This is a genomic window from Candidatus Methanocrinis alkalitolerans, from assembly GCF_029167205.1.
GTDB classification, from domain to species: Archaea; Halobacteriota; Methanosarcinia; order Methanotrichales; family Methanotrichaceae; genus Methanocrinis; species Methanocrinis alkalitolerans.
Genome location: NZ_JARFPL010000029.1, coordinates 1 through 13,676 on the forward strand (window position 1 = coordinate 1; position 13,676 = coordinate 13,676).

General features: G+C 53.9%; 13 protein-coding genes. All 13 read right to left on the minus strand.

Going from position 1 to position 13,676, the window contains the following annotated elements:
* On the minus strand, positions 1-767 hold a 767-nt coding region (locus tag P0O24_RS09140), incomplete at its 3' end, for a hypothetical protein (protein ID WP_316969447.1).
* Positions 764-2,062: an ABC transporter ATP-binding protein gene (locus tag P0O24_RS09145; RefSeq protein WP_316969448.1), complete on the minus strand. Its 1,299-nt coding sequence runs from the start codon at positions 2,060-2,062 to the stop codon at positions 764-766. The genes P0O24_RS09140 and P0O24_RS09145, both read right to left, overlap by 4 nt.
* 70 nt (positions 2,063-2,132) lie before the next feature.
* The gene (locus tag P0O24_RS09150) at positions 2,133-2,780 is read right to left on the minus strand and encodes an ABC transporter permease (RefSeq protein ID WP_316969449.1); all 648 of its coding nucleotides are present in this window, start codon (positions 2,778-2,780) and stop codon (positions 2,133-2,135) included.
* Complete coding sequence (locus tag P0O24_RS09155; protein WP_316969450.1) at positions 2,780-2,917, minus strand: hypothetical protein; 138 nt, start codon at positions 2,915-2,917, stop codon at positions 2,780-2,782. The genes P0O24_RS09150 and P0O24_RS09155 overlap by 1 nt, the downstream gene beginning before the upstream one ends.
* 112 nt (positions 2,918-3,029) lie before the next feature.
* The gene (locus P0O24_RS09160) at positions 3,030-4,748 is read right to left on the minus strand and encodes a methyltransferase domain-containing protein (protein WP_316969451.1); all 1,719 of its coding nucleotides are present in this window, start codon (positions 4,746-4,748) and stop codon (positions 3,030-3,032) included.
* Between the two features lie 193 nt (positions 4,749-4,941).
* Positions 4,942-6,555: a glycosyltransferase family 4 protein gene (locus P0O24_RS09165; protein ID WP_316969452.1), complete on the minus strand. Its 1,614-nt coding sequence runs from the start codon at positions 6,553-6,555 to the stop codon at positions 4,942-4,944.
* A 75-nt stretch (positions 6,556-6,630) separates the two neighbouring features.
* The gene (locus P0O24_RS09170; RefSeq protein ID WP_316969453.1) at positions 6,631-7,314 is read right to left on the minus strand and encodes a hypothetical protein; all 684 of its coding nucleotides are present in this window, start codon (positions 7,312-7,314) and stop codon (positions 6,631-6,633) included.
* Between the two features lie 23 nt (positions 7,315-7,337).
* The gene (locus P0O24_RS09175; protein ID WP_316969454.1) at positions 7,338-8,102 is read right to left on the minus strand and encodes an ABC transporter ATP-binding protein; all 765 of its coding nucleotides are present in this window, start codon (positions 8,100-8,102) and stop codon (positions 7,338-7,340) included.
* Positions 8,103-8,172: 70 nt separating this feature from the next.
* Positions 8,173-8,955: an ABC transporter permease gene (locus tag P0O24_RS09180; RefSeq protein ID WP_316969455.1), complete on the minus strand. Its 783-nt coding sequence runs from the start codon at positions 8,953-8,955 to the stop codon at positions 8,173-8,175.
* Between the two features lie 57 nt (positions 8,956-9,012).
* Positions 9,013-9,924 carry an NAD-dependent epimerase/dehydratase family protein gene (locus P0O24_RS09185; protein WP_316969456.1) on the minus strand — a complete coding sequence of 304 codons (912 nt, stop codon included), beginning with the start codon at positions 9,922-9,924 and terminating at the stop codon, positions 9,013-9,015.
* A gap of 21 nt (positions 9,925-9,945) precedes the next feature.
* The gene (locus P0O24_RS09190; protein ID WP_316969457.1) at positions 9,946-11,049 is read right to left on the minus strand and encodes a glycosyltransferase; all 1,104 of its coding nucleotides are present in this window, start codon (positions 11,047-11,049) and stop codon (positions 9,946-9,948) included.
* Between the two features lie 79 nt (positions 11,050-11,128).
* Positions 11,129-12,400 (minus strand): UDP-glucose dehydrogenase family protein, encoded by a 1,272-nt coding sequence (locus P0O24_RS09195; RefSeq protein ID WP_316969458.1) that lies wholly within the window; start codon positions 12,398-12,400, stop codon positions 11,129-11,131.
* 28 nt (positions 12,401-12,428) lie between these two features.
* Positions 12,429-13,667 carry a GDP-mannose 4,6-dehydratase gene (locus P0O24_RS09200; protein ID WP_316969459.1) on the minus strand — a complete coding sequence of 413 codons (1,239 nt, stop codon included), beginning with the start codon at positions 13,665-13,667 and terminating at the stop codon, positions 12,429-12,431.
* Between the last annotated feature and the right edge of the window lie 9 nt (positions 13,668-13,676).

The window sequence follows — 13,676 nt, forward strand, 5'->3', positions numbered from 1 at the left end:
GAGATCTGCGACCTCATCTCGGCGACCTTCGAGCCGATCCTCTCGTCGATGGACCCGTCGAGGCCTGAGATCTCCGAGGAGATCTGCGACCTCATCTCGGCGACCTTCGAGCCGATCCTCTCGTCGATGGACCCGTCGAGGCCTGAGATCTCCGAGGAGATCTGCGACCTCATCTCGGCGACCTTCGAGCCGATCCTCTCGTCGAAGGCGGCGTCGAGGCGGGAGAGGTCAGAGCCGAGATCGGATCTCGCTTCGGCAGTCTCAGACCTCGCCTCCCGGAGGGCTCCTTCGAGGACCGCGAGCCTCCCACCGATCTCCTCCAGCCCCCTCGCGACCTCGTTTAGAAGCCGCATGGTGCTGGCATTGAACTCCCTCTGCTTCCATATCGCCGGGTCGACGTACCTTCTCACCTCGCCGTGGACGAGCTCGCGCCCCCTTATGAGGAACCTGCCGGCGACGGGGCGGTGGGAGCTGATGAAGTAGCCCTTGTTCTCGATGTCCCAGTTGGAGTTTATGTAATCGAGGTCCCGCCTCGCCTCCGGCGAGAGGGCTGTCAGCTTTACCTCGCCGCTTCGATCCTGATTTTCTGAAGCCGGATGGATCTCTCCGATATCGCCCTCGGGATAGACCCCCGCCTCCTTCCTCATGCGGATATTCTCGCGAATTTTTCGCATGATCTCTTCGACGTCGATCTCGTCGTCGCGGATCTCGAAGGTCCTCTCCAGGGTCTCATCCAAGCCTTTCTCCTCCCCGTCGTCTCTTTTCATCTCACCCACCGGCAAGGAACCTCTATGATCCCCGCGTCCCTCCCGGCGGGGACGACCTCGAAAGAGTACTGCTTGTCCAGCCAGTCATAAGGCTTTCCATCCCGGGTGTGGGCCGCCACCGTCAGGAGGAACTTCCCCGAGAGCATCGGTATCCTCGCCACTTCCAGGTCCACGTACCCCGCCCCTTCGATCTCTTCTATTTGATGGTCCTTAAGCTGCGTATTCGTCCCGTAGAGGTGGCGCCCCTCCTCATCGTAGAGGCCGATACCGAAGACGGGGTCGGCGATCTTCTCCTTCGACCGGTAGCGGATCCTCACCGTCATGAGGTCGAAGGAGCTGAACCTCTCGCCGCGGGCGCCGAACTTGTCCAGCAGCTCGACCCCGGTTATGACGACCCTCCCGTCCCCCCACCTCCTGGGCCCGGTCGGACCTTCATCCTCCGTTGAGGCTTCCGTCTCGGCCTGCGGCTGAGGGGCCTTGCTCTCTACTTCGGCCTCTAAGGCGTTAGGTACCGATCCCTCCGGTTCCGACCCCTCTGACCCCGCCTCTTGCGGCCTCTCGCGCCCCTCGCCGCCGTAGACGTACCGGTCGATGATATCGCCGGTCTCCCCGAAGGCTACCTGCCTGCCGTGGCTGAGGAGGAGGGTCTTGTCGCAGAAACGTCGGACCGCCCCCAGGTCGTGGGAGACGAAGAGGGTCGTAACCCCCTCCTTTCGATACCGGTTGAAGACCTCGAAGCACTTCTGCTGAAACTCCATGTCCCCGACGGCCAGGACCTCGTCGACGAGGAGGACGTCAGGATCGGTCTGGATCGCCGTCGAGAAGGCGAGGCGGACCTGCATCCCCGAAGAGAGGTTCTTCAATTTCGCGTCCTCGAACCTCCCGAGGCCCGCAAACTCGATGACGTCGTCGATCCTCTCGCGGATCACGCCGTTGGAGAGGCCCATGATGGTGGCGTACATCGCAACGTTATCCCGGACGGTGAGGTCGGGCTGGAATCCGACGCCCAGCTCCAGGAAAGGGGTCATCCTCCCCCGGACGGTGACGGTCCCGCCGCTGGGCCGCAGGATGTTGGCGATCACCTTCAGCAGGGTGCTCTTTCCCGAGCCGTTATCGCCGATGATCCCGACGCACTCGCCTTCGCCGATGGAGAAGGTGACGGCCTCCAGGACGCTGAATACCTCGTACTCGTTCTTCCGGAAAGCCCCCGCCAGGGTCTCAAAGACCGTCGTCCTCCTCTCGTGGGGTATCCTGAAGGTCTTCGAGAGCCCCTCCACCTCCACCACCGCCCGCATTAAGCCGCCCCCTCCTCTTGGCCCGCCGCCATCGCCACCGCCATCGTCATCGCCATCGTCATCGCCATCTCTAGATCTCCTCCGCGAACTTCGGCTCCAGCCGGTCGAAGATGAGGTAGCCGGCGACGAGGACGACCGCCGCCGCCGCCGCCACGTAGGCGAGGTCGCCTATTGCTGGGGCCGTCTCGTAGAGGATGCAGTCCCGCGACATGGTGATGATCCGCGCCATGGGGTTTATCATCACCAGGCTCTGAAGGTTCGCGGGAAATATAGTTATCGGGTAAATTATCGGCGTCGCAAAGAACCCCGCCTGGAGGATCACCCTCCAGATGAACTGGACGTCCCGGAAGTAGACGTTCAGCGCCGAGAGGGCGAGGGCGAGGCCGAAGATGAGGGCGAACTGCAAGACGAATATAAGGGGGAAGTAGAGGACCGGACCCGCCGGCAACACCTTGAAGACCGCCATGAAGGCGACGAAGACGAGAAACTCGAGGGCGGTCATCATCAGAGCCGTAGTGCAGGCGGATATGATGAGGAGGTCCCGGGGGAAGTAGACCTTCTGGACGAGGCCGGGCTTACCCACGATCCCGAACATCCCCATGGACGTGCCCCGGTCGAGGAAGTTCCACATGACTATCCCCAGGAGGAGGAAGAGCTGGTAGTGCTCCACCTGAACCCTCGTGAGGTTGGTGAAGACGATGTAGAGGACCAGGAGCATCAGGAGCGGCTCCAGGAGGGACCAGAAGAAGCCGAGAGGACCGAGTTCTTGTACCGCAGCTTGAAGTCGCTCCAGGCGAGCCTCAGTATGAGGTCTCGGTATCCGTAGATCTCCCGGAGGTGGCCTGGCGTAATCAATTTGGGACCTCTATCTCGATCTTGCGTTTGAGATTTAATTTAAAGTAATACTATATAAATATTGCTATGGTTAGGTTTTTCGAAATCCTCAACGCGAAAAAAATTATATGAATCAATCCGGAACTTCGCTCATAAACGCGAAACAGTATGAAGACTCTACATTGTCGGATAGCATTTCTGTTTCATAGACTTCTAGGGGATTGAATACATTCGTTGCATATGATATTGGCATGTTTAGAATCCCCCAACTTTTTACTATCTCAAATCCATTCTCGATCAAGAGGTGCTCTAATTCCTGAGGAGCGTATTCATGCTTATGATCCGAGTCGATCCACTTGCTTGGAGATTGGATCTTGGTTAAGTTTCTATTTGGCGTGTCAAAAACAAATCTTCCTTTCGGTCTTAGATGATTATTTATCCAATTTAATAATGTTGATATTGAATCAGGGTCTATATGCTCTATCGTTTGTCCCATGAAGATGCAATCAAAATTTCTATTGTGTAGAGTTTCATATGTATATATTTCCTCTGCATATCCGTGGATATATTCAATAGATCCCCAAGAAAATTCGTATAATCTACTTTGACCCACGTTTGGCTTTCCCCAATACTGTTTTTCTTCTGGCAAATCGAAGACCACAATTGACTTTGGCCTATGAGGATATCCCAATTCGATAAGAGCGCCCAATTCGGTATTTCCAGAACTCCCCCCAATATCCAAAATGCGATCAAAATGCTCAAGTTCTTTTATCCATTTTTGCCGAGCTTTATGTAGGACCGCAGAAAACGGGACGTTATAATGCATGAGATACTCTGGAGATATCACAATGGAATCTATCAAATCTTTATAATTAAATTCACCTTTGTCTATTTTATCTAGCCAATATTCGTGCCCTACACTGTCGATTCGTCTCTGGAGGAGACATAAATACGCAAGCTTTATCCAATCTTCATCGCTTAATTCTTCAGGTTTAATATCATCGATAAAATTGCAGCCCTTCATGATAATCTGCTCGCTTCTCCTCCAAGTCCTGGCTCTTCTCCACTGCTTCTTCAGCCAGGAACCTGGCTGTTGGCTCAGAAGCTCCTTACCGGTTGATGCGGGATATATTTTAGATAGCTTTAATACATATTCTACTTCACAAGAAAATTTATTGTTCTCGATGACCTGATTAGGCCTTAACCACTTAGATTGCTTTCCCGTGAACAATGAAATACAGTCAATTAAATACTCTCCGCCGACCCAATTTAGCATTTCCTGACTTATACATCGCATATCGGCATTCTCAACATATTTCTCAAAATTTGATGCTGATACGCTGATGGCGCGCATATGACCGGCCTCGACATCAAGGAGTAGACCATCCAAATTGGAGTGATGAATGAAGGCCACTCCATCTCTTTTCAGCTTTTTTGAGATCTCATTGATATACGACTCAATAACATCAGCTTCTGCATGAACAAGGGAATCAAAGCTAAAAACGAAATCTACGGAGTTATCAGGTATCATGGAGAGAGATTTGCCGTCATTTACGTGATACCTGATATGTGTTGAACTGCCAAATCGTCTCCTGCAATTCGTAACGCATTTTTCTGATAGATCGACTACGATTAGCTCATTGCATAGCTCCTTTAAAAACTGAGTCCATCGGCCATAACCCGGAGCGATCTCCAGAATGGTCCCTGTCGGCACAAATGAGCGAATTCTGGGCAATATTGACCAGTTCCATTGCTGTTCAGGACCACCCCACTCCACCGACCACTCATCACCCCTGTTCTTCCAATCATAGGTTTTATCCCATAAGATTTTATTTCGCTCTATAGATACCATGAATTAAGCCCTCCTTCCTATAGATGATATGCTGGACTTCTCAATTGAGATATTTTGTCTTATCGGGTGGTTGAACATATCCTGGAATTTCTCTTCAATATGATGGCGCCATGGCCTCGAGGATAAAATCAACATCATTCTTACCTCTTCGGACTTCAGTGACCATCTGTTATAAATATTCTGATTCAAGGCATCACGTTCCTTGGTATACGTCTGCCAAACGAGATTTGAAGAATTGAATACACGCGTCAGCTTCCGTCGCATTCTTGTAATATAATCCGTGTTTGCCGTCAATACATAGCCTCTTCAAACCTTCATTTGCTTCTGGAACGAGCAAGGGAATATCATCCTTGAAGACGGCAAGATCATCATTTTGCTTCGCCTCTTTATCCACTATCCAGATGAGCTTCACCAAATCGAATTGATCTTCCTGGAGCCAGTTGCTTTTTACGAACAGACTCCGAGGCTGACAAAATCCTTTTGAAATTGAAGATACAGCCATCGCCAATAAGCATTCAGGATCGATGCGATCGCCGATGCAGGCGATCAAGAATTCTCCCTGTGGAGAACTCTCTCCACCCGGAGCATTTCTATCGTAAATTCGAAGAATTTTATCAACGCTAGCATCCAGAGTGTCATCTTTTATTTTATTATATCCATTTTCACCAAATTTATGTATATTTAAAGGATTATTTATAAATCGATTCATCTTATCGGCCAAATCGACAGGATCGCCTGCCTGGAAGAGGTAGCCCGTTTTTCCGTCATCGACGAGTTCCCGACTCCCTCCAATATCTGATGCGATAACGGGCGTTCTCGACGCCATAGCCTCCATGATGGTAACCGGCTGATTCTCAGGCCATATGGATGGTAGAACAAAGACGTCGGTCTCCCTATAAGCATCTTCGATATTTGGAATTCTGCCCCAGAACTTAATCGAACCATTCAGTCTCATATCGCTTACCTGCTGTGTAGAAATATTAAGAAGTTCTCCACTGCCAACTAAATTAATACAGATTTTATCTTTATTTTCTAAAAGGGAAACCGCTTTTATGAGCGTTTGGATCCCCTTATGTTTGCCAAAATAACCTATGAAAGTAAAGCGAACCCGGTCTTCCATCGGTTTTTTTGATATATTGGAAAACCGTTTAATATCGATCCCATTGGATATCACGTTGAATTTCTCTTTCGGCATTCCGGCGCGAATGCAAGCATCAGCTAGATACTTACTGGGGGAGATGAAGGCATCGACTTCGTGAAATTGAAGGTCGAAGAAATCCCTTCTCATCTTCAAAGGAAAGACTCTGCAATAATCATCTTTGATAAATGGCATACATCCTGAACATTGGGTCCAATCATCGCAGACCTCGTCCACCCGATTTAATGTTGTGCCTTTAAGGCAAAAAACCCAGTAGTCGTGCACTGTTAAAATGGTCTTTATGCCTCTGCTTTTTGCTATTTGTATGAATGTGAGAGGAAGTCCGAATAAGTTATGAAAATGTGCTACATCAGGCAAAAATTCATCTAAAATTCGTATAAATTTATCCTCTATATCTCTATTAGCGAAATTTACGAACTCTGGGTTGTAATCCTGGTGGGTCAATGAAACCCTATAAACGTTTATACCCTCGTATACGTCTCGGTAGATCGAATATCTTTCCCCGCCTATATGGACATCACCCGCGAAGACGACGATTTCGTGGCCTAATCTTTTAAATATTTTTGCATGTTCGTGGGCGATGATCTCTGCTCCCCCTATGAAGTTCGGCGGGTACGCATTACAACATATGATAATTCTTTTTTTCAAATCTCAAATCCTCCCTATATATTACTTGATTTTTTTAAAAATTCGCGATTACCTGGATTATCTCCATGTTAGGTTTTAAGGTGGCTTCAAATCGTTCTTCCTTCTGATCTCGATCATCTCAGCTTCGATTTCGACTCTAGATTGGCCCACCTTTGATTCTATCCTTTCTTCGATCTCGGAATTGAGCTTTGCGATCTCATCCTTTATCTCGGACCTCGTCTGGCTTATTCCGGCTTCTATCGCCGCTAGAATGTCGAACTTGGCCTGGCATAACTCATCGCCTTTTTGATATTGAGACATCTCAGATCTCACTTTTTGCAGCGTATTCTCAAGATCTAAAATCCTCGCAGAGATCTGCTCGATAGTTCGTGCAACTTCGCTGAATATCTCGACGGCGCTGGCGTTGAACTCCTTCTGCTTAGAGATAGTAGGGTCTAAATACCTTCGAACCTCACCGTGGACGAGCTGCCGCCCCGTTACCAGGAACCTCCCCACAACTCGCCTGTGGGAGCTTATTAAGTATCCATTGTTCTCGATATCCCAGTTGAAGTTGATATAATCGAGATGCCTTCTAGCATCGGAAGATAGCGAGATCGGCTCTTGCCCGTGGCTTCGATCTTCTAAGGCAAATTGAACTCCTTCAATCTCGTTATCGGGATAGACTCCCTCCACCCTACTTTTACGAATCTTCTCCCTGATCCTGTCCATAATCTCCTCGACATCGATCTCTCCATCGCGGATCTCAAAGGTCCTATCCAAGGCATTTCACCTCTAATCCAACTTTAGAGATCTCTCGACATATCCAGCCTCCCCCACCCCGCGCCACCGTTGACGTACCAGTCTATCACCTCGCCGGTGTCTCCGAAGGCGACCTGCCTGCCATGGCTGAGGAGGAGGGTCTTGTCGCAGAACCTGCGAATTGAACCCAGGTCGTGGGAGACGAAGAGGGTCGTAACCCCCTCCTTTCGATACCGGTTGAAGACCTCGAAGCACTTCTGCTGAAACTCCATGTCCCCGACGGCCAGGACCTCGTCGACGAGGAGGACGTCGGGATCGGTCTGGATCGCCGTCGAGAAGGCGAGGCGGACCTGCATCCCCGAAGAGAGGTTCTTCAATTTCGCGTCCTCGAACCTCCCGAGGCCCGCAAACTCGATGACGTCGTCGATCCTCTCGCGGATCACGCCGTTGGAGAGGCCCATGATGGTGGCGTACATCGCAACGTTATCCCGGACGGTGAGGTCGGGCTGGAATCCGACGCCCAGCTCCAGGAAAGGGGTCATCCTCCCCCGGACGGTGACGGTCCCGCCGCTGGGCCGCAGGATGTTGGCGATCACCTTCAGCAGGGTGCTCTTTCCCGAGCCGTTATCGCCGATGATCCCGACGCACTCGCCTTCGCCGATGGAGAAGGTGACGGCCTCCAGGACGCTGAATACCTCGTACTCGTTCTTCCGGAAAGCCCCCGCCAGGGTCTCAAAGACCGTCGTCCTCCTCTCGTGGGGTATCCTGAAGGTCTTCGAGAGCCCCTCCACCTCCACCACCGCCCGCATTAAGCCGCCCCCTCCTCTTGGCCCGCCGCCATCGCCACCGCCATCGTCATCGCCATCGTCATCGCCATCTCTAGATCTCCTCCGCGAACTTCGGCTCCAGCCGGTCGAAGATGAGGTAGCCGGCGACGAGGACGACCGCCGCCGCCGCCGCCACGTAGGCGAGGTCGCCTATTGCTGGGGCCGTCTCGTAGAGGATGCAGTCCCGCGACATGGTGATGATCCGCGCCATGGGGTTTATCATCACCAGGCTCTGAAGGTTCGCGGGAAATATAGTTATCGGGTAAATTATCGGCGTCGCAAAGAACCCCGCCTGGAGGATCACCCTCCAGATGAACTGGACGTCCCGGAAGTAGACGTTCAGCGCCGAGAGGGCGAGGGCGAGGCCGAAGATGAGGGCGAACTGCAAGACGAATATAAGGGGGAAGTAGAGGACCGGACCCGCCGGCAACACCTTGAAGACCGCCATGAAGGCGACGAAGACGAGAAACTCGAGGGCGGTCATCATCAGAGCCGTAGTGCAGGCGGATATGATGAGGAGGTCCCGGGGGAAGTAGACCTTCTGGACGAGGCCGGGCTTACCCACGATCCCGAACATCCCCATGGACGTGCCCCGGTCGAGGAAGTTCCACATGACTATCCCCAGGAGGAGGAAGAGCTGGTAGTATTCGACCTGGATTCTCATCAGATGGCTGAATACTACGTAGAGGACCAGGAGCATCAGAAGCGGCTCCAGTAGCGACCAGAAGAAGCCCAGGACCGAGTTCTTGTACCGGAGCTTGAAGTCGCTCCAGGCGAGCCTCAGTATCAGGTCTCGATATCCATATATCTCTTTTAGGTGGCCTGGAGTGATCAATCTGGGACCTCGATCTTCCTCTTTTGTCCGATTCCTCGACGCGAGAGAGCCCCTCGCCTAGCCGGAGGCTCCATAGTACTTGATGATCTCCCTTATCCCCTCTCTTAGGGTATATTCGGCCTTGAACCCCAGCACCTCTTCCGCCTTTCTGGTGTCGGCTAAAGTGTCCTGGACGTAGTTTTTAATGGGGTTATCGACGTGCTCGGCTTTGAGGTCAAGCCCCAAATCCCCCGCCAGGATCTCGGCGGCCTCATTGAAGCTGTAGCTCTTCCCCGTCCCTACGTTCAGGGCTCCTGAGAACTCGCTCTCCATGGCGAGCCTTAAAGCCCGGGTTATGTCCTTGACGTATGTGAAGTCCCGGGTCTGGGTCCCGTCTCCGTAGATGACCGGAGCCCTCCCCGCCATCATCTCCCAGAGGAACTGGGTTACGATGTTGGCGTACTGCTTCTTTGCCGTCTCGTGGGGGCCGTAGACGGAGAAGAACCTCATCCCGACGGCTTCGACGCCGAAGAGCTTTCGGTACAATTCTGCCATCCTCTCCATCGAGAGCCTCGCCTCGGTGTAGTAGTCGGTGACGAAGACCTCCATATCCTCCCGGTGGGGCGGCGTCTGGCCGCTGTAGAGGGAGGAGGTGGAGGCGTAGACGACCCGGGCGCCGGTCTTTTTAGCCAGCTCCAGGACGGCGATCATCCCGTTGATCGCCTCGCCCACCAGCAGGGGGTCGCTCTTGTAAATTGGCGAAGATGACGGGACCCCCAGATGATAAATGGCCCTGGGGTTTATATCGAGTTTTGTCAGTTCCGGACAGCCCGCCTCTACGACCTTCAAGTTCCCGGACAATCCCTCCAGGTTTTCGAGGCTTCCGGTGGTCAAATTGTCTAAAACGATCACATCCTCCCCGGAAGCGAGAAGCTCCTCGGTGAGGTTTGAACCGATAAACCCGGCCCCTCCAGTCACAAGAACGCTCAATTCATATCCTCCTAAATCTCCTCAAGCTCTGTCGATGACCTCCGAGATCTCATCCTTAATCAACCTTATGAAAGTCTCCTCCGAGAAATCCTCAGCCCGCTCTCGACAGGCATCTTTGTAGGCAAGGCAGCCTTCCTTTGATATCTCGCGGATAGCCTCTGCGATTCTATCAGACCTGGCCTCCACGAGCCTGCCGGTGACGCCATCGATCACCGACTCCAGAAAACCCCCCTCCTTGACCGCTATCACCGGCTTTCCACTTGCCATAGCCTCGACGGGAGTGAGGCCGAAGTCCTCGTCCAATGCAGTACATATTAAGCCTTTGGACCGGGCGTACAGGTCGGTCAGCTCTTCGTCAGAGACCTCGCCCAACATAGTTACGTTCTCGGGGATCGTCTCCATGAGCCTTCTGCAATACCTTGTGGCGTGGTCCCCCTTCGAATAGCCCCCCACCACCACCAGCCTCTCCTCCGGAAGGGACCCAAAGACCTGAAACTGCAGATCTATCCTCTTCTCCGGGTAGATCCTGTTCACCGAGAGCCAGAAGTCGCCGCACTCTTCGAACCTGAACCTCGCAACATCTACAGGCGGATAGATCAGGATCGAACTTCGGCCATAAGCCTCCTCTATCCTCCTCTGGACGTTGGTGCTGATGGCAATTATCCTGTCCACCGATTCTACAGACCGCTGATCGAATCTCCTGTGCAGGTCAATCCAGAGAGCGGCTAGGGCTCTGAGAGCGGGGTTAGGCTGGCGGGAGATGACAGACCCCCTCAGGTCGTAGAAGGCCCTCGCCGGAGAATAGCAGTACCACAGGTTGGGCTTATGCCTCTTTGCCGCGTAATGGGACCAATTGCCGGTGAAGATGAAGAAGTCGTACTTCTCCGAGAGGTCGCACCTTCTGAAGATCGCGGAGGCTGATATCTGCTTCAGGGGAGGGGTTTTGATCGTCTCTGCGAGGCTGACGACACGGACGTCCTCGTATCCGAGCCTCTTCACCGACTCAAGGTTGACATCCGTTGTGATCACGTCGCCCCCCAGGGCCCGGGCCAGGGTCAAAGCTACCCTCTCCCCTCCGCCGACGGCTCCGATGTAATCGACGAATACCGCCACCTTCAAAGCCATCGCTTCAAACCCCTGTCGTTTCCGCCCATCATCTCGACCAGGGTACTATTCTGATAAACGTTAGGCATTGGCAGCTTTCCTACCAGCAGATCCCCTCAGCGCCCTCACACGAAAGGATCTTCCTCCCCTCTATGATCACCCGGGACCTCATCAGGCCGAACTCCTCGTCCAGCCGACTGAACTCTGGCCATTCTGTCATTATGAGGCAGCCGTCTGCGCCCCTCAAAGCCCCGGCGGCATTATCGCAATATTCTATATCCGGGACGATCCGTTGCATGTTGGCGGCGGCGAGAGGGTCGTAAGCCCTGACCCGGGCGCCCCTCCTCAGCAGCTCCTCGATCACCGGCACGGCCCTGGAATCGCGGACGTCGTCGGTATCGTTCTTGAAGGCGAGGCCCAATACCGCCACCTCTCTTCCCGCCAGAGGTCCTGTTCTCTTCTCCATAAGCTCCACCAACCTGAGGGGCTGGCGTTCGTTTACTTCGATCACGGATTTCAAAAGGACGGGATCCTCACCGAGCCTCTCTCCAAGGCGTATCATGGCAGTGACGTCCTTGGGAAAGCAGCTTCCACCAAAGCCGGCTCCGGCGTTGAGGAAATGGGGCGAGATCCTGTGATCCATCCCCACGCCCTTCATGACCTCGTATACGTCCACCCCGAGCCGCTTGCAGATGTTCCCCATCTCGTTGGAGAAGGATATCTTGGTAGCCAACATGGCATTGGAGGCGTACTTGATCATCTCAGCGGCCGATAGGCCGACTCTCAACACCGGCGCGTTCAATCCGGCATAGACAGATTCCACGATATCTCCTGCCTTCGGATCCGAGCTTCCCACCACGATCCTGTCCGGGTTCATGAAATCCTGGACCGCCAGCCCCTCCCTCAGAAACTCCGGGTTCATGGCAAACCCTATCCTCTCACCAGCGCCGCCAGAATGTCTTATTACGGTCGGCATCACCAGCCTCTCCGTGGTCCCGGGGGGGACGGTGCTCTTCACCACTATGACGTGATAACCCCCACCTTCCTGCAGAGACTCCCCCAAAGACCTGCTCGCCTCCTCCACCATGGATAGATCAGCGCTGCCGTCGGGCCCCGGGGGCGTTCCTACGCATATGAAAGAGATATCAGTATCCCAGACCCGATGGTAGCCGGCGCCGGCGCAGAGGCTTACCCCGACGTGCTTGGATAATAATTCCCCCAGCCCTTTTTCGTAGATGGGCGGCTTTCCAGCGTTGATCGCCTCCACCTTTCCCTCATCGATCTCTATGAGGTCGACGGAATGGCCTAGCTGCGCAAAGCAGGCGGCGGAAACCAGGCCGACGTATCCCCCGCCGACAACCGAGATCCTCATAAGACCACCGGGGCCGGTTTCGCACCTTTCAACTCCATCCCTGACGCTCCGTCTCGGAGAGGTAGTGGTTCAGCTGGTCCTCGATGATGTCGGAGAGGCTCTTCTTCGCCTCAAAACCAAGGCCGGCTATCTTGCCCGTATCCGAAAATAGGATAGGAACCTCCGCCGGCCGAAACCTCTCCGGATCGAACTCGATGGCGATCCTATCCGACCCAGAGCGAGCCAGGACCCCTCCGTCCTCGGCCCCGAACTCCAACTCGCCCCGGAGGAGCATCCCGTCGATCTTCGTCTTGGGAAACTTCGATCCGAAGATCTCAGAGCCGTCCGGCTCTGTCGGCCCCTCTACCGCCTTCTCCCCCCGGAAGGTCTCGATACTGTCGACGGGATACCCGGCAGCCTCGAGGCTCAGGAGGATGTAGCTGATGACAGAGTTCGTCCTCATCGACCCCTGGTTGTAGACGTCGCCGCACCTCCCCTTCTCGGCCAGGAGGAAATATCCGTCGATGATGTCGTCGACGTGGGACCAGTCCCTGAAGGCGTTGACGTTTCCGATCCTGATCTTCTCTGCTTCACCAAGTTTCAGCTTCATAACCTGGCTCGTCGCGACGGAGGTGACGAACATTATCCCTCGACCGGCCCCCTCGTGGTTGAAGGCCCTCGATACGACCGCCTTGACGCCGTAAGAATGGAAGTAGTTTCTCATCAGATAGTCCCCGTAGACCTTGCTCGCGGCATAGGGGGACATGGGGCGCAGCGGGTTCGTCTCCTTTATGGGGAGTTCCGGGATCTCTTCGGGCTCAGGAAAGACCGTACCATACTTCTCCTGTGCCCTTCTATTCTGATCCTCGGAGGATATCACCAGGCCGTACTCCTCGCTGGACCCGGCGAAGACGACTACGGGGTCGACCTCCTTTATCCTGATCGCCTCCAGGAGGTTTGCCGTACCCTGGCAGTTCGCCGCCTCCGTCTCCAGGGGCCGCTCGAAGGACCGGGGAACAAAGGACTGGGCCCCAAGATGGAATATGATATCGGGTTCGCTCTCCGTCAGGGCGGCGCCGATGCTTGAGATCTCCTCCAGATCCCCCTCCAGGAGCTTCACCTGAGATCCTACGCCCTGTCTCTTGAGGTTATGAGGAAGAACGCCGTCTGCCCTCCTCCTCTGAAGGCCGTAGACCTCCGCGCCCTCGTCGACGAGCCGCCTCGCCATCTTCGACCCCACAAAACCGCTGATTCCGGTTATAAGAACGCTCTTATCCTTCAGTTTCATCAAACTACC